General features: G+C 62.2%; 21 protein-coding genes. 6 read left to right on the forward strand and 15 right to left on the reverse strand.

Annotated elements, in window-relative coordinates; all coding sequences use genetic code 11:
* The first annotated feature begins 53 nt into the window (after window positions 1-53).
* Both B9Z34_RS04730 and recJ read left to right on the forward strand, forming a co-directional pair.
* Window positions 54-1013 (forward strand): hypothetical protein, encoded by a 960-nt coding sequence (locus tag B9Z34_RS04730; RefSeq protein ID WP_108427152.1) that lies wholly within the window; start codon window positions 54-56, stop codon window positions 1011-1013.
* An 18-nt stretch (window positions 1014-1031) separates the two neighbouring features.
* Window positions 1032-2741: a single-stranded-DNA-specific exonuclease RecJ gene (recJ, locus tag B9Z34_RS04735; RefSeq protein ID WP_108426964.1), complete on the forward strand. Its 1710-nt coding sequence runs from the start codon at window positions 1032-1034 to the stop codon at window positions 2739-2741.
* A gap of 75 nt (window positions 2742-2816) precedes the next feature.
* Here the strand turns inward: recJ and coaD are convergent, their stop codons facing one another.
* From coaD to B9Z34_RS04760, 5 genes are all read right to left on the reverse strand, one after another.
* Window positions 2817-3323 carry a pantetheine-phosphate adenylyltransferase gene (gene coaD, locus B9Z34_RS04740; RefSeq protein WP_108426965.1) on the reverse strand — a complete coding sequence of 169 codons (507 nt, stop codon included), beginning with the start codon at window positions 3321-3323 and terminating at the stop codon, window positions 2817-2819.
* A gap of 49 nt (window positions 3324-3372) precedes the next feature.
* Window positions 3373-4020, reverse strand: a complete 648-nt coding sequence (gene rsmD, locus B9Z34_RS04745) for a 16S rRNA (guanine(966)-N(2))-methyltransferase RsmD (RefSeq protein WP_108426966.1) — start codon at window positions 4018-4020, stop codon at window positions 3373-3375.
* A gap of 141 nt (window positions 4021-4161) precedes the next feature.
* On the reverse strand, window positions 4162-4449 hold the full coding sequence (locus tag B9Z34_RS04750) for a cell envelope biogenesis protein TolA (RefSeq protein ID WP_108426967.1): 288 nt from the start codon (window positions 4447-4449) through the stop codon (window positions 4162-4164).
* A gap of 165 nt (window positions 4450-4614) precedes the next feature.
* Window positions 4615-5982: a pitrilysin family protein gene (locus B9Z34_RS04755; RefSeq protein WP_108426968.1), complete on the reverse strand. Its 1368-nt coding sequence runs from the start codon at window positions 5980-5982 to the stop codon at window positions 4615-4617.
* Between the two features lie 41 nt (window positions 5983-6023).
* Window positions 6024-7466 carry a pitrilysin family protein gene (locus tag B9Z34_RS04760; protein WP_108426969.1) on the reverse strand — a complete coding sequence of 481 codons (1443 nt, stop codon included), beginning with the start codon at window positions 7464-7466 and terminating at the stop codon, window positions 6024-6026.
* 28 nt (window positions 7467-7494) lie between these two features.
* Between B9Z34_RS04760 and ftsY the strand changes: the two genes are divergently transcribed.
* The 3 genes from ftsY to B9Z34_RS04775 all read left to right on the forward strand — a co-directional run bounded on the left by ftsY (window position 7495) and on the right by B9Z34_RS04775 (window position 10708).
* Window positions 7495-8514 carry a signal recognition particle-docking protein FtsY gene (ftsY, locus tag B9Z34_RS04765; protein WP_108427153.1) on the forward strand — a complete coding sequence of 340 codons (1020 nt, stop codon included), beginning with the start codon at window positions 7495-7497 and terminating at the stop codon, window positions 8512-8514.
* 152 nt (window positions 8515-8666) lie between these two features.
* The gene (gene rpoH / locus B9Z34_RS04770) at window positions 8667-9599 is read left to right on the forward strand and encodes an RNA polymerase sigma factor RpoH (protein ID WP_108426970.1); all 933 of its coding nucleotides are present in this window, start codon (window positions 8667-8669) and stop codon (window positions 9597-9599) included.
* 104 nt (window positions 9600-9703) lie between these two features.
* Window positions 9704-10708: a tripartite tricarboxylate transporter substrate binding protein gene (locus tag B9Z34_RS04775; RefSeq protein WP_108427154.1), complete on the forward strand. Its 1005-nt coding sequence runs from the start codon at window positions 9704-9706 to the stop codon at window positions 10706-10708.
* Between the two features lie 59 nt (window positions 10709-10767).
* Here the strand turns inward: B9Z34_RS04775 and B9Z34_RS04780 are convergent, their stop codons facing one another.
* From B9Z34_RS04780 to B9Z34_RS04800, 5 genes are read right to left on the reverse strand one after another with little or no spacing between them, the layout of a single operon-like run.
* The gene (locus B9Z34_RS04780; protein WP_108426971.1) at window positions 10768-11376 is read right to left on the reverse strand and encodes an SCO family protein; all 609 of its coding nucleotides are present in this window, start codon (window positions 11374-11376) and stop codon (window positions 10768-10770) included.
* A 9-nt stretch (window positions 11377-11385) separates the two neighbouring features.
* A complete protein-coding gene (cyoE, locus tag B9Z34_RS04785) occupies window positions 11386-12282 on the reverse strand; it encodes a heme o synthase (RefSeq protein WP_108426972.1) in 897 nt (298 codons plus the stop codon).
* Window positions 12279-13409, reverse strand: coding sequence for a heme A synthase (locus B9Z34_RS04790; protein ID WP_108426973.1), 1131 nt, complete (start codon window positions 13407-13409; stop codon window positions 12279-12281). Before B9Z34_RS04790 ends, cyoE begins: the two co-directional genes overlap by 4 nt.
* A gap of 3 nt (window positions 13410-13412) precedes the next feature.
* Window positions 13413-14126 (reverse strand): hypothetical protein, encoded by a 714-nt coding sequence (locus tag B9Z34_RS04795; protein WP_108426974.1) that lies wholly within the window; start codon window positions 14124-14126, stop codon window positions 13413-13415.
* Complete coding sequence (locus tag B9Z34_RS04800; RefSeq protein ID WP_108426975.1) at window positions 14077-14820, reverse strand: SURF1 family protein; 744 nt, start codon at window positions 14818-14820, stop codon at window positions 14077-14079. The genes B9Z34_RS04795 and B9Z34_RS04800 overlap by 50 nt, the downstream gene beginning before the upstream one ends.
* A gap of 14 nt (window positions 14821-14834) precedes the next feature.
* On the opposite strand from B9Z34_RS04800, the gene B9Z34_RS04805 reads away from it, so the two are divergent.
* Window positions 14835-15068: a twin transmembrane helix small protein gene (locus B9Z34_RS04805; protein ID WP_199220066.1), complete on the forward strand. Its 234-nt coding sequence runs from the start codon at window positions 14835-14837 to the stop codon at window positions 15066-15068.
* Window positions 15069-15186: 118 nt separating this feature from the next.
* On the opposite strand, the gene B9Z34_RS04810 is transcribed toward B9Z34_RS04805, so the two are convergent.
* The 5 genes from B9Z34_RS04810 to ctaD are packed head-to-tail and all read right to left on the reverse strand — an operon-like array spanning window position 15187 to window position 18712.
* A complete protein-coding gene (locus tag B9Z34_RS04810; RefSeq protein WP_108426977.1) occupies window positions 15187-16068 on the reverse strand; it encodes a cytochrome c oxidase subunit 3 in 882 nt (293 codons plus the stop codon).
* 44 nt (window positions 16069-16112) lie between these two features.
* On the reverse strand, window positions 16113-16337 hold the full coding sequence (locus B9Z34_RS04815) for a DUF2970 domain-containing protein (RefSeq protein ID WP_108426978.1): 225 nt from the start codon (window positions 16335-16337) through the stop codon (window positions 16113-16115).
* On the reverse strand, window positions 16334-16963 hold the full coding sequence (locus tag B9Z34_RS04820; protein WP_108426979.1) for a cytochrome c oxidase assembly protein: 630 nt from the start codon (window positions 16961-16963) through the stop codon (window positions 16334-16336). Before B9Z34_RS04820 ends, B9Z34_RS04815 begins: the two co-directional genes overlap by 4 nt.
* Before the next feature lie 10 nt (window positions 16964-16973).
* Complete coding sequence (locus tag B9Z34_RS14705; protein WP_369907575.1) at window positions 16974-17090, reverse strand: cytochrome oxidase small assembly protein; 117 nt, start codon at window positions 17088-17090, stop codon at window positions 16974-16976.
* A 5-nt stretch (window positions 17091-17095) separates the two neighbouring features.
* Entirely contained in the window at window positions 17096-18712 is a 1617-nt protein-coding gene (gene ctaD / locus B9Z34_RS04825; protein WP_108426980.1) for a cytochrome c oxidase subunit I, read from the reverse strand.
* Window positions 18713-18732 lie beyond the last annotated feature (20 nt).

An 18732-nucleotide genomic window follows, 5' to 3' on the forward strand; every position in this document is an offset into this window, starting at 1 on the left:
GTCCGCCATGGATCATCCCAATGCCTATTTGGAGCCTGCGACAATCCCACCCCATGCACCTGATCATTCCTTATGCGGCCAGCCAGGCCTTCACCGGCCCCGAGGTCTGGGCCGGTTTGCAGTTGCCCAAGCTGCAAACCCTGCTGGGCCAGCTGCAGCGCCAGCAGGTGTTGCAAGACCGCCGCCCCACCCCCTGGCACCTGCCGCACGAACGCCTGCAAGCCCAAGCCCTGGGCTGGTCACCGGATGCCAACACCTTGCCCTGGGCAGCTTGGCACCAGGCGCAGCAAGGCAGGCACAGCACCGCCCCCCAAGCCTGGATGACGCCCTGCCATTGGCAAATCGGCATGGACGAGGTGGTCATGGCCGACCCGGCGCATTTGCACCTGTCCGACGATGAATCGCAGCAACTGCTGCAAGCCATGCAACCGTTCTTGCAGGAAGACGGCCTGCACGTCACCTGGCACAGCGCCTTGCTCTGGCATGTCCAGGGGGCGCTGCTGGCCGACGTGCCCACCGCCTCGCTGGACCGGGTGATTGGCCAGAACGTGAAGCCCTGGATGCCCGATCATCCGGCAGCCCGCCCCTTGCAGCGCCTGCAAAGCGAGATGCAAATGCTGCTCTACAACCATCCGGTCAACGATGCCCGAGAAGCCAAGCGGCAGTACACCGTGAACGCTTTCTGGCTGCACGGCGCGGGCATGCTGCCCGACCACACAGTCGCCGCTGAACAGGCCGTGACTTTGTCGCACGCCTTGCGCAGCAGTGCTTTGCATGGCGACGTGCAGGCTTGGCAGCAAGCCTGGCAGCAACTCGATGCCACGGCCGTCGCCGACCTGTTGCAACACGTCAAGGCCACGGGCCAAGGCACGCTCAGCCTGTGCAGTGAGCACACAGCCCACACCTACACCGCTGCACCTGCCGCTTGGTACCAGCGCACCACTCGCACATTAACCCAGCTGTTCAACAAACCCTCTCCTGCAGCGGCACTCCAAGCCCTCATCACCTCCTGAACATCCCTGAATCGCCCCATGAATTTGCTCACCCGAGATGTGCCCCCCCGCAGCGCCTGGGCGCTGGAACAAGCAGGCATCCACCCCCTGCTGGCCCGCCTGTACGCCGCCCGTGGCGTGCAGTCCAAAGACGAACTCGACGACGCGCTGAACCTTTTGCTGCCCCCGGCGGGCATGCTGGGCACAACGGAAGCGGCCAAGCTGATGGCCGACGCCATCGCGCACAACAAGCGCATGTGCATCGTGGCCGATTACGACTGCGACGGCGCGACCGCCTGCGCCGTGGGCGTGCGTGGCCTGCGCATGCTGGGGGCGCAGAACGTGAGCTACCTGGTGCCCGACCGCGTGGTGGACGGCTATGGCCTCACACCCACCATCGCCCAGCGTGTGCACGCGCAAGGCGCCGATATGCTGATCACCGTGGACAACGGCATCGCCAGCGTGGCGGGCGTGCAGGCGGCGCAAGCCCTGGGCCTGCAGGTGCTGGTGACCGACCACCATTTGCCCGGCAGCGAACTGCCCACGGCGGAGGTCATCGTCAACCCCAACCAGCCCGGTTGCGGCTTTGCCAGCAAGTCCATCGCAGGCGTGGGCGTGATGTTTTACGTGCTGCTGGCCCTGCGGGCCGAGCTGCGCCAGCGCGGCGTGTTTGACGCCAGCAACCAGCCACGCCTCGACGCCCTGCTGCCCTTGGTGGCTTTGGGCACCGTGGCCGACGTGGTCAAGCTCGACGCCAACAACCGCCGCCTGGTGGCACAAGGCCTGCGCCGCGTACGTGCAGATGCCCTGCCCCCAGGCATGGCCGCGCTCATGCGTGCGGCCAGCCGCGAAACCGCCAAGGCCACGACCTTTGACTTTGGTTTTGCCCTGGGGCCACGCATCAACGCGGCAGGCCGCCTGGCCGACATGACGCTGGGCATCGAGTGCCTGCTGACCGACGACGCAGGCCGCGCCGACGAGTTGGCTAAGCAGCTGGACGCGATCAACCGCGAGCGCCGCGTCATCGAAGGCGACATGCGCGAGATGGCGATGGAGATGGCCGAATCCCTGTTTGACGAAGGCGACGAGCCGCCGCCTGCCATTTGTGTGTTCGACCCGGATTTTCACGAAGGCGTGGTGGGCATCGTGGCCTCGCGCATCAAGGACAAGCTGCACCGCCCCACTTTTGTGTTTGCGGCCAGCAGCGCCCCGGGCAAGGAGCACGAACTCAAGGGGTCAGGCCGCTCGATCGCTGGCTTTCATTTGCGCGACGCGCTCGATCTGGTGGCCAAACGCGCCCCGGGCGTGCTGCTGCGCTTTGGCGGCCACGCCATGGCGGCAGGCTGCACGATTGCCGAAGAGCATCTGGATGTCTTCGAGGAAACGCTGAACCAGGTGGCCATGGAATGGCTGGACGCGGCCACGCTGCAGCGCCGCCTGGAAACCGACGGCCCGCTGCCTGCCGAATACCGCCGGGTCGATCTGGTGGACATGCTGCACCACGAGGTCTGGGGCCAGGGCTTTGCACCGCCCGTGTTTTGCGAAGAGATCGAAGTGGTGTCGCAGCGCCTGGTGGGCGAAAAACACCTGTCCCTCAAGATGAAGCACCAAGGCCAGCCGGTGGACGGCATCTGGTTTGGCCGGACTGAACCTTTGCCAGCGCGGGTGAAATTGGCTTACCGACTGGACGCCGACGAGTGGCAGGGGCAAAAACGGGTGCGCTTTTTGGTGGAAGGCGCGGAGATTTGAAAAAAGTCGGACCTGAAGGTCCGACCTACAGGGAGCGTCTCTGGTAGGTCGGCGGCTTCAGCCCCGACATGCCTCTCAGTGCTTGGTCGCGACCTTGCTCTGCAAGGCGTTGAGCACAGGTGCCGACACCAAGCCCGACACATCACCGCCGAGTTTGGCGATTTCGCGAACCAGGGTGCTGCTGATGTGCTGCACACCCGCGCTGGTGTGCAAAAACACGGTGTCCAACTCGGGGGCCAGGTGGCGGTTCATGCCCGACATTTGCGTTTCGTAGTCGTAGTCGGTCACCGAGCGCAGGCCGCGCACGATGACCTGGGCGTTTTGCGCGCGTACAAATTCCACAATCAGACCGTCAAAGGGCAGCGCCTTCACGTTGGGGCAATCGGGCAAAGCGGCTTGCGCCAAGGCCACACGCTCGTCCAGGCTGAACAGGGTTTTTTTGTGGTGCGCCACGGCCACCGCAATGATGACCTGGTCAAACATTTTCGCGGCCCGTCGGATCGCGTCTTCGTGCCCCAGCGTGAGCGGATCAAACGTGCCCGAATAGACGGCGGTCACAAGGGTGTTGGCAGAGCGGCTCATGGAGGATCCTTGAAAGGCGGGAGCGGGCTTGAAGGGTTTGACCCGTCAATTATGCGGTTCGTTGCAGCAGATGGGCGTGGACAGCGCCGGCTTTGAGGTGGCGTTCACATTGAAGGCCAAAGGCACCCAAGGCCTCAGCGGTCCAGGCCACAGGCGCTTCCAGATAAATCCACCCACCCACGGGCACGGCCTTGGCTGCCGCGATGAGGGCGGGCTCAAACCAGGGTCCGTCAAAAGGCGGGTCCAGAAACACCAGGTCCACACTGGCCGCGGGCAAACGGCCCAAGGCGGTCACGGCGTCACCGCGCTGCACGCTGACCATGCTGGCTTTGAGGCGGGTGGCGTTGTCCTGCAAGTCGCGCACCAGCACGGCATCTTGCTCGACCATCAGCACATGGGCTGCGCCACGCGAGGCGGCTTCGAGACCTAACACGCCTGTGCCTGCAAACGCATCCACACAGCGCCAACCGCTCAAGTCCTGGCCCAGCCAGTTGAACAAGGTTTCGCGCACACGGTCGGGTGTGGGACGCAGACCGGGTTTGTCGATCACCTTCAGCCGGGTGCGGCGCCATTGACCGCCGATGATGCGGATCTCGTGCGAAGGCGGGCCTTTGGGCGCTCGGTGCTGAGGCTTTTTGGCGTCAACTGTGCGGGAACTGCCGCTGGCCGACTGGCGTGAAGAAGAGGGTGAAGACATAGGCCACAAGTGTAAAGGCCAGGACGACGAGCCCCCGGACATGCGACCCCTGCTCGGGCTTGAGGCGCCGACAGAAAAAAACCAGCGAACCGCTGGTTTTTTTCATCTGCGCTGGCTAGGCCAGAAGCCTGGCCATGGCGCTCACTTGGGCTGGGCGACTTTGGCGTCCACTTTGGCTTCGGCTTTCACCACCGACGCATCGGCTTTGGCTGCAACTTGGGCCGCTTTTTTGTCTGTTTTGGTGGCGGCCTTTTTCTCGGCTTTGGCATCGGCTTTCAAAGCGGCCTTGGCATCTTTGGCTTCTGTTTTGGCCGTGGCCACTGCAGCAGCAGGGGCAGCCGCAGCTGCAGCGGGCGCAGCAGCAGGTGCTTGGGCGAATGCGCCAACAGCAAAAAAACCGGCGACGAGAGTGGCGAGCAGCTTGTTCATTTGAAAGATCCTTGGTTCAGGTTGCAAGTCCAACACCTTGCTGGACTTGCAACTACAACGCGGTCGAATACCTGGCTGATGACCCGTGAAGCACTGCAGTTGTAACGCCTTGTGTTTTCCTGTGTACCGAAAATCGCCTCGCACCCGATGCCCATTTAACTGGCATCAAGGCGCTGTACCGACCACCACCGTGACCATGCGCTCGGGTTGCAAGACCCGGGCCATGGCGCGGCGCACATCGCTCAGGCTCACCCGCTCGACTTGCTGGGTCCAGGTGTCCAGGTAAGTGAGCGGCAAACGGTTCCAGGCGATGTTGGCCACGTTGTCCAGCAGCTTGCGGTTGCTGTCAATGCGCAGCGCAAAGCCGCCCACCAGATTGGATTTGGCCGCCTGCAACTCGGCCTCGGTGGGGCCTTCGCGCACAAAGGTTTGCACCACCTCGTGTGCCACCGCGACCGCTTGCGCGGCTTGATCCGGGCGGGTTTGCAGGCCCACAGTGAAAGCCCCCGCATGCAAACCGGGTGAAAAGTAGCTGTACACGCTGTAGGACAAACCCCGCTTTTCGCGCACTTGCTCGGTCAGGCGCGACACAAAGCCCCCACCGCCCAGAATGTGGTTGCCCACCAGCAGGGCAAAGAAGTCGGGGTCGCTGCGTGGGTAGCCGGGCTGCCCGATCAGGACATGGGCCTGGGCCGAATCGAAGGGCACGGTCAGGCTTTGCGCTTGGGTCAAAGCCGCCACTTCGGGCACAGCGGGCAAGGGCTTGCACGCCGCATTGTTGGGCCACAAGGCCAGCAAACGGGTGACCAGCGCATCGGTCTGCGCCCGGGTGAGTGCGCCCACCACGCTCACCGTTGCACGGCAGGTCTGCAGCGACTGGGCATGCAGCTTTTGCAAGTCCTGCACACCGATGCGCGACAGGGTCTCGGGGGTGGTGCGGTAGCCATAAGGGTGCGTGCCGTAGACGGCCGAGGCAAAGCGGTGCTGCACCAGCGTGGCCGGTTTGGTCAGCGACTCGCGGATGGCCGCGCTCATGCGCTCGCGGTCGCGCACCCACATGGCCTCGGGAAAGGCGGGATGCGCCATTTGCCGTGCCGCCAAGGCCACGGCCTTGTCGAGCAGGTCGGGGTAGCTCAGGCTGCGCAGGGCAAAGCTCATGCGGTCTGCACCCGCACTGCCGCCAAAGCTGGCGCCTAGGTCGGCCCAGGCTTCACCGATCTGGTTTTCATCCATGGCCTGCGCATACGGCCCCTGGCCCTGGGGATGGGCTCGCATGCCACTGGCCATTTGCCCGGCCATGACCGAGGCCAGCCCAGCTTGCGCAGCCGGATCACGTCGGCTGCCCGCATCCAGATCGATCTGCACATCGACCATGGGGATGGCGTTGCTCTCGACCAGGTACACGCGTGCACCGCTGGGCTGGGTCCAGTGCTGGATGGGCAAGGCCGCTTGGGCCCAGCAGGACGCGCCCCAGCAGGTCAGCGCCAAGGCGGACCGCAGCAAAGCCTTGGGGGTCTTGAACAGGGAGGGCATCGGGGACATGGGGTGATGAACTTTCATGACTGAATCGCGGCTCAATGCCGGGCACCCGGCAAGGCACGGCGTGCCCGGGGCTGGCCCGAGAGGGGTTGGGGCCGCAGGGTGGCAACGGTGAGGCTGTCATCGCCAAAATATTTTTGCGCCACGGCCTGCACCTGGGCGGGGGTGACTTGCCGCAAACGCGCGATCAACTGCGCGCCGTAGTCGGGAGGCAGGCCCAGTGTCCAGGCCACGCCCAATTCCCGGGCCTGGTTGAACACCGAGTCGAGCTTGTAGATTTCACTGGCCACCCATTGGGTCTTGACGCGCTGCAACTCGGCCTCGGTCACGCCTTCTGTGGCCACGCGCTGCACCTGGGCACGCAAGGCCGCCTCCAGAGCTTCGGGGCTTTGGCCTTTGGCGGGCACGCCGTCCAGGTAAAAGAACTGCGGGCCGCGACCCATCAAGCCATTGTGCGCCCCCACACTGTCGGCCAGGCGGTTCTCGCCTTGCGTCAGGGCACGTTCCAGCCGGGCACCGCTGTAGCCATCGAGCACAGCGGCCAACACCGTCAAGGCCAGGGCATCGTCATGCTCGGGCGAGGCCGCGAGGTTCGCCAAGCGCGGCACCTTGAAGGCCAGCGCCACATACGACTGCTCGGCAGGCGCTTTGAATTCGAAACGGCGCAGGCCTTGCTGCGCGGGTTCATCCCGGGGTTTGCGCTCGGGCACGGCGCGGGTCGGGATGAGGCCATAGGTTTTCTCGGCCAAGGCCTTGACTTGCAGCGGGTCGACATCGCCCGCCACCACCACCACGGCGTTGGCTGGCGTGTACCACTTGCGGTAAAAGTCGCGGGCATCCTGCGCCGTCATGGCTTCCAGATCGCTCATCCAGCCCACGATGGGGCGGCGGTAGGGCGAGGCGATCAAAGCGGTCGCGGACAACATTTCGTGCAGCTGGGCACGCGGGTTGTCCTCGGTGCGCAGGCGACGTTCTTCTTTCACCACTTCCAGTTCTTTGGCGAATTCGGCGTCGGGCCATTGGTTGTTGGCAAAGCGGTCGGCCTCCAGACGCATCACGGCTTCGAGCTGGTTCGACGGGATTTGCTGGAAGTAGCCGGTGTAGTCCTTCGATGTGAACGCGTTGTCACGCCCACCCAAAGCGGCCACCCGGCGAGAGAACTCGCCCACAGCCAGGGTGGGCGTGCCTTTGAACAGCATGTGCTCCAGCACATGGGCCACGCCGCTGGTGCCGTCCACCTCGTCCATCGAGCCCGCACGCAGCCAGACCATGTGCACCGCAGTGGGCGCGCGCCGGTCGGGCTTGACCCACAACGCCATGCCGTTGGCCAGGGTGAAGGTGTGGGCCTGGGCCGCTGCAGCGTGGCCGGGCTGGGCCTGGGTCTGCTGCAAGCCTTGTGGTGCCTGCGCCCAGACGCTGCCGCTGCTGGCCAGACAGGCGGTGGCCAGCGAAAGTCCCAAGAGAAAGTTCGGTTTCATAGAATGCATGATCCTTGAAATCCACACCATGTTCAGTTTTTTCAAAAAAAAATCCCCGCCCACCGAGGTACAATCGGCCGCTGCGCCTGTCCCGGCGGTGCCTGTTGCTGCCCCTGTCACGGCTGTTGAGCCCACCGCCGCCCCGGCCGCTCGCCAGGGCTGGCTAGACCGCCTGAAGGCCGGGCTGCGCAAGACCGGCTCCAGCATCACCACCGTCTTCACCGGCACGCGCATCGACGACGAGCTCTACGAAGAGCTGGAAACCGCCTTGCTCATGGCCGATACCGGGGTCAAAGCGACCGAGCATTTGCTGCAAGACCTCAAGCGCCGCGTGAAAGACAGCAAGGCCACCGACCCTTCGCAGGTCAAAACCTTGCTGGCCGATGCCATCACCGACCTGCTGCAGCCCTTGCAAAAGCCGCTGGCCATTGGCGACCACCAGCCCACGGTGATCATGGTGGCGGGGGTCAACGGCGCGGGCAAAACCACCTCGATTGGCAAACTGACCAAGCACCTGGCCGACGAGGGCCTGAGCGTGCTGCTGGCTGCCGCCGACACCTTCCGCGCCGCCGCCAAAGAGCAGCTGGCAGTTTGGGCCACCCGCAACACGGTGGAGATCGTCAGCCAGCAAGGCGGTGACCCGGCGGCCGTGAGCTTTGACGCGGTCAGCGCTGGCCGCGCACGGGGGCGCGATGTGGTGCTGGTGGACACAGCCGGACGCCTGCCGACGCAGCTGCACCTGATGGAAGAACTGAAAAAGATCAAGCGCGTGGTGCAAAAGGCCGACGGCACCGCCCCGCACGAGGTGCTGCTGGTGATCGATGGCAACACCGGCCAAAACGCCCTGGCCCAGGTCAAGGCCTTTGACGATACGCTGGGCCTGACGGGCCTGATCGTGACCAAACTGGACGGCACGGCCAAGGGCGGGGTGCTGTGCGCCATCGCCCGGGAAAAGCCGATTCCGGTGTATTTCATCGGCGTGGGCGAAAAACTGGAAGACCTGGAAACCTTCAACGCCCGCGAATTTGCCCAGGCGCTCTTGAGCTGAAGCGTTCAGCAGAGCACAGACGCAGCCTCGCCTTGCGCGCATCATTGCCTTGTAATTAAGGGAAAACCCTGATGCCCATGTGGTATCGGGCTCGCTTTAGCACTCACGGCTGGAGAGTGCTAATATTGCAGTATTCTGAAAGGAGTTCTGGTATGAACATTCAAACTGGTTCCCCCGCCACAGCCCTCGCGCTGAGCAACCCCTGGGCGGTCGTGCCCTCGCTCGGCCACCTCGACGCCTACATCTCTGCGGTCAACCGCATGCCCATGCTCACCCTCGAGGAAGAGCAGGAAGCCGCCCGCCGACTCAAAGCCAACGACGACCTCGAAGCCGCCCGCAAGCTGGTGCTTTCGCACCTGCGTCTGGTGGTGTCGGTGTCGCGCCAATACCTGGGCTACGGCCTGCCCCACGGCGACCTGATCCAGGAAGGCAATGTGGGTTTGATGAAGGCCGTCAAGCGCTTTGACCCCGAGCAAGGCGTGCGCTTGGTCAGTTACGCGCTGCACTGGATCAAGGCCGAAATCCATGAGTACATCCTGAAAAACTGGCGCATGGTCAAGGTGGCCACCACCAAGGCCCAGCGCAAACTTTTTTTCAACCTGCGTTCGATGAAGCAGGGCTACAAAGCCGATGCCGACGAAGGCACGCACCGCGACACCCTGACGCCCGACCAGGTGGACGCGATGGCCAGCAGCCTGAACGTCAAGCGCGAGGAAGTGCTGGAGATGGAAATGCGCATGGCTGGCGGCGATGTGCTGCTGGACCCGGCCCCCTCGGACGACGGCGAACAGGCTTTTGGCCCCATCGCCTACCTGGCCGATGTGAACCACGAGCCCACCGCCATGATCGAAGCGCACCAGCGCGATGTGATGGCCAGCGATGGTCTGGCGACCGCACTGGATGTGCTGGACGCACGCAGCCGCCGCATCGTCGAGGAGCGTTGGCTCAAGGTGAACGACAACGGCTCGGGCGGCATGACGCTGCACGAGCTGGCCGACGAATACGGTGTGAGTGCCGAACGCATCCGCCAGATCGAAGTCGCGGCCATGAAGAAGATGAAGAAGGCTTTGGTCGAATTCGCCTGAAGCCCCTGCAGACAACCGCCCTGCGCCTACCCGGTCTTTGACCGGGTATTTTTTCGTTTGCCGTGCGTTAAAGTGAAACTTGTTTTGTCTTGAAAGACCCTGCCATGACCACTCGCCACCCCGCCTGTTTTTCCCGTCGCCACTGGGTCCAAGCCGTGGGTACGGCTTTGGCTTTGGGCCTGGCACCCGCTTGGGCCGCCTCGCCAACAGCGTCCTGGCCCACGCAAACCGTGCGTCTGGTGGTGGGCTTTCCGGCAGGCTCCAGCCCCGACCTGACAGCGCGTGCCTTGGCCGAACCGCTGGCCAAAGCCCTGGGCCAGAACGTGATCGTCGAGAACAAGGTGGGCGCGGGCGGCAACATCGCCGCCGACTTTGTCGCCAAGTCCACCGACGGCCACACCCTGGGCCTGATGATCAACGGCAACATGACCATTACCCGCATCCTGAACCCCAAGGTGCCTTATGACCCGCTGAAAGACCTGGCGCCCATCAGCCTGATCGGCAAAGCGCCACTGGTGCTGGCAGTACCGGCCAACGCGCCGGGTCAAACCGCTGCCGAATGGCTGAGCCAGGCCCAAAAAGCGGGTGACCAACTCAGTTATGCCTCGCCTGGCGTGGGCACGGTGGCGCACCTGGGCATGGAGCTGCTCAAGACCAAAGCTGGCATTGCGCCCGTGCATGTGCCCTACCCCGGCAATCCGCAAATCATCACTGCCATGATCGGTGGCCAGGTGCAACTGGCCTTGCTACCGCCCGCCATGGCCGCCGCCCAAGTGCGTGGCGGGAAATTGCGGGCCATCGGAACATCCAGCACCGGGCGCAGCCCCTTGGCTGCCGATGTGCCCAGTCTGAGCGAGATCGGCGTGAAGGATTATCAGCTGGAGATCTGGAACGCGGTGGCCGCTCCGGCCTCAATGCCCGCAGCTGTGGCCAGCAAGCTGTCGGCCGTGGTCAGCGAAATCGTGCGTGCGCCCGAGATGCGTGCGCGGCTGTTCCAGCAGGGCTGGCAGGTGGTGGGTTCGTCGCCCGAAGGTTTGCGCAACCGCATTCAGTCCGACACGAAAGCCCTGGGCGACATCATCCGCAGCCAGAAAATCGAGTTGAACTGAAGGACCTGAAGCGGGACACCTGAAGCTGTGTGTTCAGCCCCGGGCCCATCAGCCCGGACTCATTTGCCGCTGAGCAAGATCTTCACATCGGCGGCCAGCGCTTCGGCGCCGCTGGCATGGCGGTTGTACAGGCGAATCCGCCCTTGCGGGTCAAAGGTGAAGCTGCCCGCCGAGTGGTCCATGGTGTAGCTGGTGGGGGTTTTGCCTTCGACCTTTTTGTAATAGATCTTGAAGTCCTTGGTCACCTGGGGCAGCTGCTCCAGCGTGGGGCGCAAGGCCACAAAATCCGGACCGAAATTGGCCATGTAGGCCTTGAGCAACTCCGATGTGTCGCGCTCAGGGTCCACCGTGATGAAGATGCCCTGCAGCCTGGCCCCATCGGCCCCCAGCAATTGTTTGGCCTGCGCCATTTCCTGCAAGGCGGTGGGGCAGACGTCGGGGCATTGGGTGAAACCAAAAAACACCACCACGGCTTTGCCCGCAAAGTCCTTGAGGGTGCGCACCTGACCGTCCTGGTCGCTCAGCTCCCAGCCTTGGGCATAGTCAGCGCCTGTGATGTCCACCGCGCGGAACGCCGGTTTGTCCTGACCGCAACCCATCAGGCCACCGACCACGGCAGCCAGGCCCAAAGCCAAAGCGGCGCGTGAAAAAACTCTGCGTTGCAACATGCTGGGGTCTCAAAAAATGTAATGGTCGATCAACAAAGCGGCAAACAAGGCGCTCAGGTGGATCAGCGAAAAACGGAAGGTCTTGCGAGCCAGCTCGTCCGAATATTCGCGGTACAAAGCCACCGCATAGCCGATGAAGCCGATGCTCAGCACCACCGCCGCGGCCAGGTACAGCCAGGAGCTCATGCCGTACACAAAGGGCATCAGGCAGGACGCCATCAGCACGATGGTGTACAGCAGGATCTGCAGACGGGTGAATTCGTTGCCGTGCGTCACCGGCAGCATGGGCAGGCCCGACTTGCGGTAGTCCTCCACCCGGTACAGCGCCAGCGCCCAAAAGTGCGGGGGTGTCCACAGGAAGATGATGAGGAACAGGATCAGCGCCTCGGGCCCGACCTGGCCCGTCATGGCCGCCCAGCCCAGCACGGGCGGCATGGCCCCGCTGGCCCCGCCGATCACGATGTTTTGCGGCGTCAAGGGTTTCAGGATCACCGTGTAAATGATGGCGTAGCCCACAAAAGTGGCAAAGGTGAGCCACATGGTCAGCGGGTTGACCAGCACGTACAGCACGGCCGAGCCCACCGCGCAGAGCACGGCCGAGAACAGCAAGGCCTGTCGGTCACTCAATTCGCCCTTGGCGGTAGGTCGCCAGGCGGTGCGCTTCATTTTGGCATCGATGGTTTTTTCGACCAGGCAGTTGAAGGCCGCTGCGGCACCCGCCACCAGCCAGATGCCGATGCAGGCCCACAGGCCGAGCTTCAATTCAGCGAAACTGGGCAGGCCGGGCACAGCCAGCACCATGCCGATCAAGGCACAAAAGACGATCAGCTGAACCACGCGGGGCTTGGTCAGCGCGTAATACTGTTGCCAGGCGGACAGGGGCAAACGGGCAGTGGCGGCGGTCATTCGGCAGGCCTTGATGGATTGGAAAAACGCAAGGCATTATCGGCCCGACTGATGGAGAGCACCCAAGTCAGCGTGACGACCATCGCCGCAGCGCCCCCGGTGTGCAGCACAGCGGCCAGCAGGGGCCAGTCAAACACCACATTGCTCAAACCTGTGAAGAACTGAAGGGCCGACAGGCAGAGCAAGAGTCGGCCCGCCGTGTGCAGTTTTGCTTGCTGACGCAAGCGCCAGCCACACCACAGCAACACCGCCAACACCAGCCAGGCCGCCGAGCGGTGCACAAAATGGATGGTCGACAGGGCCACAAAAGGCAGGACCTGACCCTCGGGCGTGAGTCCCAACTCCCGCCAAAGGCTGAAGCCCTGCCAGTTCATGTCAGGCACCCACTCGCCGTTGCAGGTCGGAAAATCAGGACAGGCCAGCACCGCATAGTTGGTGCTGACCCAGCCGCCCAAAGCGATTTGAAGCCACAGCAAGCCAAAACCCCACCACAAACCACTGCGCAAGGCCGACGGGATGGGCCGGGATGCAGCCCCTTCGTAACGCACTGCCTGCGCCATCAGCAAGGCCAGCAAGCCGATGCCGAACATCAGGTGCAAGGTCACGATGGCGGGGAACAGCTTCATGGTCACCGTCAACGCCCCGAATGCCCCTTGCAAGCACACCCAGACCAGTGTGAAAGTGGGCCACCAGGGGCTGAGCACGCGGCTGTGACGACGCTGCCACCAGGTCATGGCCGCCAGGCTCATGATCAACACCCCCACGCCCGTGGCGAGGTAGCGATGCACCATCTCGATCCAGGCCTTGCCGTGCGTCACGGGCCCGGTGGGCATGGCGGTCTGCGCGGCCGTGATTTCGGTTTTGGCCCCGAGGGGTGTGGCACTGCCATAGCAGCCCGGCCAATCGGGGCATCCCAGGCCGGAATCGGTCAAGCGGGTGAAAGCGCCAAACAGCACCAAATCGAAGGTCAGGAACAAGGTGATCAGGGTCAAGGCCTTCAAACGGCTGGCGGGCGTGGCACTGCGCTGCCGCCAGAACCACCAGGCCAGGGGCAAGGCGGCCACGGCCAGGCCCACGGCCATCAACTGGAAAACAGGTGCCAGGTTGTACAGGTCCACTTCGGTCATGTGTCAGCGCCCCGCTTGGTCCCAGGACGCTGAGGCCTTGAGCAGCCGCTCCAGATCGCGTTTGGCTTTGGACGCGCTGGGCACATCCATGTTGGCGGGAAAACGCATCATGAAGTTGCCCATCGGGTCGACCACGTACAGATGGTCTTGCAGTTGCTGGCCCGGGGCCGGGCTGATCCAGCTTTGCACCGTGGCTGCATCCAGGCGCAGCACGTGCGCCATGTTCAGGGCCGGCAACAAGGTCTCGGCCACCGGCGCATCGTCGGTGATCAACCAGACACGATCGAGACGGTCCTTGTCACGGCCCAAAATTTCGCGCAACTGGCGCTGGAAGTACAGGTTTTGCTGGCAACGCTCGGCGCACGCACCCGAGCCCACATTCACCAGCAGCCACTGGCCTTTCAGGCCGGCCAGGGGTACCGACTCGCCCTGCAGATTTTGGGCCGAGGCCTTGGGCATGTCTTTTTGGGGCTGGATCAGTTCGCCATAATTGCGGCGTCCTTCTGGGCGCACCACGTAGTAGGTGAAATACGACGCGATGACCGGCGAAGCGCAGATCAGCAGCATGGCGATCATCTTCCAGCGGCCCATGCGCGTGCGCTGTGCATCGGCCTGTACGATATCGCCCGGTCGGGGCATCTCGTGCACGGTCATGGCCAGGGGACTGTCAGGCAGGTCGTTTTTGGCGGCGGGGTTGGACAATTTGGAACCAGACATAAAGTAGAGCGATCAGGCCACTCAGGCCAAACCATTGAAAAGCGTATCCGTGGTGCTTTTCAACACCACTGGCCACCACAGGCCACTCGCGCAGCAAGCCTTCAGACGCTGCACCCGATTGCAACAAGGTGACTTCGAACAAAGGCAGTGCCGTCTCACGCCGAAATGCTTGCAGGTCGAGATTTTGCCGTATCGGGCCTTCCTCGGCCCCGCCAAAGTCATAGAGCCTTGATGGCCATGGGGCCAAATGGCCTGGCACTTCGACTTGCCCGGCCGGGGTCTCGATGGGAGGCAATGCGGTGCGGTCGGTGAAGGCGCGCTGCGCCCAGCCGCGCTGCACCAGCATCACCGCGCCCGTGCCCTCGATTTGCAGCGGGGTCAGCACAAAGAAGCCGGGCTTGCCGTTCATTTGCCGATTCTCCAGGTACACCGTGTGTTGGGGCAGCCAACGCCCTGTCAGCACCATGCGCCTGTGGATCAGCGCGGCACGCGAGGCTGCGTCGCCCGGTGCCGAGCCCAGGCTGCGGCCGTCCAGCGCGGCCATGGCCGATTGCTGCGTTCTGGCGTCTTGCAGCGCAGTTTTCTCGGCCGCTCGACCGAGCTGCCACAGACCGAGAGAGAAAGTCACAGCCACACCCAGCAGCGCCATGCCAAGCAACAGCCATCTTTGCCAGCCCGGGGTTTTCTCAGTCATTGGATAATGTGTCCATGAAAATTCTGGTTGCCATCGCCTTCGTTGCCATTTTGTTGAGTCTGGGTGCGGCCCTGATGTACATGATGCGAGGCAGCGCGCCCCCTGCCGAAGGCCAGGCACCCAAAAAAGGCAACATGGCCACCGCTTTGGCTTTCCGGGTGGGCTTTTCGATTGTCCTCTTCATTTGCGTTCTGGTGTCCTGGAAGATGGGTTGGATCCAACCCACGGGCATTCCACCGGGAACCTGAACGCATCCCGCTGGCTTGACCGCTGCCACTTCGATCTGGCACTGCACACCACTCCAACGAGGCCAACCCGCAACAAAAAAGCGCCCTTGGGCGCTTTTTTGTTGTGCCATCGGCTCTATCACATCCAGTACACCAGGATGTACAAGCCCAGCCAGACCACGTCCACAAAGTGCCAGTACCAAGCCGCACCCTCGAAGCCGAAGTGGCGGTCTTTGGTGAAGTGGCCTTTTTGCAGACGCAAGGTGATGAACAAGAGCATCAACATGCCCACGAACACGTGGAAACCGTGGAAGCCGGTCAACATGTAGAAAGTGGAGCCGTAGATGCCGGACGACAGCTTGAGGTTCAAGTCACCCCAGGCGTGGGCGTATTCATAGCCCTGAACAAACAGGAAGGTCACACCCAGCAACACGGTCAACCACATGAATTTGATGGTCTTGCTGCGGTCACCCACTTGCAAGGCATGGTGTGCAATCGTCAAAGTGACGCCCGATGTCAGCAGCAAAGCCGTGTTGATGGTGGGCAACCAGAAAGGGCCCATGGTCTGGAAGGGCTCGACGATGCCCGCTGGCGAAGAGGTGGCACCGGCCACCACACTGGGCCAGGCCGCTTTGAAGTCAGGCCACAGCAATGCGTTTTCAAGGCTGCCCAAGGCTGGCACCGAATGCGAACGCGCCCACCACAAGGCCGTGAAGAAAGCGCCGAAGAACATGACTTCCGAGAAGATGAACCAGGTCATGCTCCAGCGGTAGGACAGGTCGATCTTGTGACCGTACATGCCGCCTTCGCTTTCACGAACGGCTTCCGAGAACCACTGGTACAAAACGATGAGCCACCAGGCCAAGCCAAAAAACAAGCAATACATGCCCCACTCGGAGCCATTGATCCACTGGCCTGCGCCCAGGATCACGAAAAACAAGCCAATGGCCGACATGACCGGATGACGTGATTCGTGCGGTACGAAGTAATAAGGCGTGCTGCCGTGTGCTGCTGAACTCATGGGGACTCCTGCTCTCTCTTCTTTCGAAATCTAATTTTGATGGATCAAAGGCCCGTTGGCTGGACCACAACCCAATTGACCAGGGCGATCAGCCCCAGGACAAACAACAATGCTGCGCCGATGGCCACACCGATGATGTGGAACGGATTCAGCTTCTCAATGTCTTGCTGATATTCGGCGTTCTTGCGAAGACCTATAAAGGACCAAAGAACGGCCTGAATGGTACGCAACCAGGACGTTTTGGACACGGGAAGCTTTGGCCCGCTCATGAACCCAGACCTGTTTTGACCGGCAAGGGTTGTACGGCAGCCGCCAAGGGTGCTGTCGGCGCAGCCGGTGTCTTGCCACCCACTTCAAAGAAGGTGTAGGACAGCGTGATGGTGGTCACGTCTTTGGACAACTTCGGGTCGATCACAAAGGCAACAGGCCAAGCCTTCTTTTCGCCAGGCTCCAGGGTGTACTGGTTGAAACAGAAACACTCGAGCTTGTTGAAATGGTTGGCCGCCTGCCGTGGTGCATAGCTGGGAATGGCTTGCGCTGCCATGCGGCGGTTTTGCACATTCTGGAACTCGTACATCACCGTGCTCAATTCACCGGGGTGAACCTGCATGGATCGCTTTTCAGGCTTGAACTGCCAGGGACCGCGCACGTTGGCATCGAATTCGACGGTGATGGTGCGCGTGGTGTCCACTTGGCTGTTGCGCAAGACCTCGGCCGCTTTACCCGCCTTGGCATTACCAGGGATCTGGGTTTCGGAAATCGACAGGATGTTGATGCCTGTGATCTCGCAAATGGCCTTGTAAATGGGCACCAGCGCGTAACCGAAGCAGAACATGCCCGCGGTCACCACCGCCAGCTTGCCCACCATCTTCAGGTTTTCACCACGCAGGTTCATTGGAGGTCTTTCAAGGGTTCAACAAAAGCAACTTGGCCACAAAACCCAGCAGCACCGCCAGTGCGACCGAAGCCAGGATCAGGCCCAGGCGCACATTGCTTTTTCTTTGCTCAGGTGTCATGGCCATGTTGATCAACCGATCACGCGAGTCGCGGTGGCGTCCAGCTTGGGTGGGTTTTCAAAGGTGTGGAAGGGCGCTGGCGAGGGCACTTCCCACTCCAGACCTTCGGCAGCTTCCCATGGCTTCTGAGCGGCTTTCTCGCCCTTGCCCATCATGGTCGGCAAGACCACGAACAGGAAGAAGTACACCTGGGCAAAACCGAAGAAGAATGCACCCACCGAAGCGATCATGTTGAAGTCGGTGAACTGCATGGGGTAGTCGGCATAACGACGTGGCATGCCGGCCAGACCCAGGAAGTGCATGGGGAAAAACGTGATGTTGAAGGAAATCAGCGACCACCAGAAGTGGATTTTGCCGCGTGTTTCGTTGTACATCACACCGGTCCACTTGGGCACCCAGTAGTAGAAACCGGCAAACAAAGCGAACAAGGAACCAGCCACCAGCACATAGTGGAAGTGGGCCACCACGTAATACGTGTCCTGCAACTGGATGTCGATGGGGGCCATGGCCAAAATCAAGCCGGTGAAACCACCCATGGTGAACACGAAGATGAAGCCCACTGCGAACAGCATGGGGGTTTCAAACGTCATGGAACCGCGCCACATGGTGGCGATCCAGTTGAAGATCTTCACAGCGGTCGGCACGGCAATCAACATCGTGGCGTACATGAAGAACAGCTGGCCGGTCACTGGCATGCCGGTCGTGAACATGTGGTGGGCCCACACAATGAACGACAGGATGGCGATCGACGATGTCGCGTACACCATGGAGGCGTAGCCGAAGAGTTTCTTGCGCGAGAACGCGGGCACGATCTGGCTGATGATGCCGAAGGCCGGCAAGATCATGATGTACACCTCGGGGTGACCGAAGAACCAGAAGATGTGCTGGTACATGACCGGGTCACCACCACCAGCGGGGTTGAAGAAGCTGGTGCCGAAATGACGGTCGGTCAAGGTCATGGTGATCGCGCCAGCCAACACAGGCATCACGGCGATCAGCAAGTAAGCGGTGATGAGCCAGGTCCATGCAAACATGGGCATCTTCATCAAGGTCATGCCGGGGGCGCGCATGTTCAGGATGGTCACGATGATGTTGATCGAGCCCATGATGGACGAAGCACCCAGGATGTGCATGGCAAAAATACCCGCATCCATGGAGGGACCCATTTGCAGAGTCAAAGGTGCGTAAAGCGTCCAGCCCGCAGCAGGTGCGCCGCCAGGCATGAAGAACGAACCGACCAGCATCAGGCCAGCAGGAATCATCAACCAGAAGCTGAAGTTGTTCATGCGGGCAAAGGCCATGTCGGAAGCGCCAATTTGCAAAGGCAGCATCCAGTTCGCAAAGCCCACGAAGGCGGGCATGATCGCGCCGAACACCATGATGATGCCGTGCATGGTGGTGAACTGGTTGAACAGCTCGGGGTTGACCACTTGCAGACCGGGCTGGAACAGCTCGGCGCGGATGCCCAGCGCCAGCACGCCACCGATCATGAGCATGGCAAAGCTGAACAACAGGTACAAAGTACCGATGTCTTTGTGGTTGGTGGCATACACCCAGCGACGCCAGCCCGCAGGCGCGTGACCGTGATCGTCATGGGCGTGATCGTGATGGTCTAGAACGGCACTCATCTTGATTTCCTTTGATTTGA

Source organism: Limnohabitans sp. Hippo3 (genome assembly GCF_003063665.1).
Lineage (GTDB): Bacteria > Pseudomonadota > Gammaproteobacteria > Burkholderiales > Burkholderiaceae_C > Limnohabitans_A.

Bases quoted from the DNA above. Each gene is read 5' to 3' on its own strand.
- B9Z34_RS14705 (WP_369907575.1), bottom strand. From the start codon at position 17,090: ATGGCCATGACACCTGAGCAAAGAAAAAGCAATGTGCGCCTGGGCCTG.
- B9Z34_RS04795 (WP_108426974.1), bottom strand. From the start codon at position 14,126: ATGTCTGGTTCCAAATTGTCCAACCCCGCCGCCAAAAACGACCTGCCT.
- B9Z34_RS04750 (WP_108426967.1), bottom strand. From the start codon at position 4,449: ATGAACAAGCTGCTCGCCACTCTCGTCGCCGGTTTTTTTGCTGTTGGC.
- B9Z34_RS04730 (WP_108427152.1), top strand. From the start codon at position 54: ATGCACCTGATCATTCCTTATGCGGCCAGCCAGGCCTTCACCGGCCCC.
- B9Z34_RS04780 (WP_108426971.1), bottom strand. From the start codon at position 11,376: ATGTTGCAACGCAGAGTTTTTTCACGCGCCGCTTTGGCTTTGGGCCTG.
- B9Z34_RS04800 (WP_108426975.1), bottom strand. From the start codon at position 14,820: ATGACTGAGAAAACCCCGGGCTGGCAAAGATGGCTGTTGCTTGGCATG.
- ftsY (WP_108427153.1), top strand. From the start codon at position 7,495: ATGTTCAGTTTTTTCAAAAAAAAATCCCCGCCCACCGAGGTACAATCG.
- B9Z34_RS04755 (WP_108426968.1), bottom strand. From the start codon at position 5,982: ATGCCCTCCCTGTTCAAGACCCCCAAGGCTTTGCTGCGGTCCGCCTTG.
- B9Z34_RS04775 (WP_108427154.1), top strand. From the start codon at position 9,704: ATGACCACTCGCCACCCCGCCTGTTTTTCCCGTCGCCACTGGGTCCAA.
- B9Z34_RS04805 (WP_199220066.1), top strand. From the start codon at position 14,835: ATGAAAATTCTGGTTGCCATCGCCTTCGTTGCCATTTTGTTGAGTCTG.
- B9Z34_RS04810 (WP_108426977.1), bottom strand. From the start codon at position 16,068: ATGAGTTCAGCAGCACACGGCAGCACGCCTTATTACTTCGTACCGCAC.
- coaD (WP_108426965.1), bottom strand. From the start codon at position 3,323: ATGAGCCGCTCTGCCAACACCCTTGTGACCGCCGTCTATTCGGGCACG.
- rsmD (WP_108426966.1), bottom strand. From the start codon at position 4,020: ATGTCTTCACCCTCTTCTTCACGCCAGTCGGCCAGCGGCAGTTCCCGC.
- recJ (WP_108426964.1), top strand. From the start codon at position 1,032: ATGAATTTGCTCACCCGAGATGTGCCCCCCCGCAGCGCCTGGGCGCTG.
- B9Z34_RS04790 (WP_108426973.1), bottom strand. From the start codon at position 13,409: ATGACCGAAGTGGACCTGTACAACCTGGCACCTGTTTTCCAGTTGATG.
- B9Z34_RS04820 (WP_108426979.1), bottom strand. From the start codon at position 16,963: ATGAACCTGCGTGGTGAAAACCTGAAGATGGTGGGCAAGCTGGCGGTG.
- cyoE (WP_108426972.1), bottom strand. From the start codon at position 12,282: ATGACCGCCGCCACTGCCCGTTTGCCCCTGTCCGCCTGGCAACAGTAT.
- B9Z34_RS04760 (WP_108426969.1), bottom strand. From the start codon at position 7,466: ATGAAACCGAACTTTCTCTTGGGACTTTCGCTGGCCACCGCCTGTCTG.
- rpoH (WP_108426970.1), top strand. From the start codon at position 8,667: ATGAACATTCAAACTGGTTCCCCCGCCACAGCCCTCGCGCTGAGCAAC.
- ctaD (WP_108426980.1), bottom strand. From the start codon at position 18,712: ATGAGTGCCGTTCTAGACCATCACGATCACGCCCATGACGATCACGGT.
- B9Z34_RS04815 (WP_108426978.1), bottom strand. From the start codon at position 16,337: ATGAGCGGGCCAAAGCTTCCCGTGTCCAAAACGTCCTGGTTGCGTACC.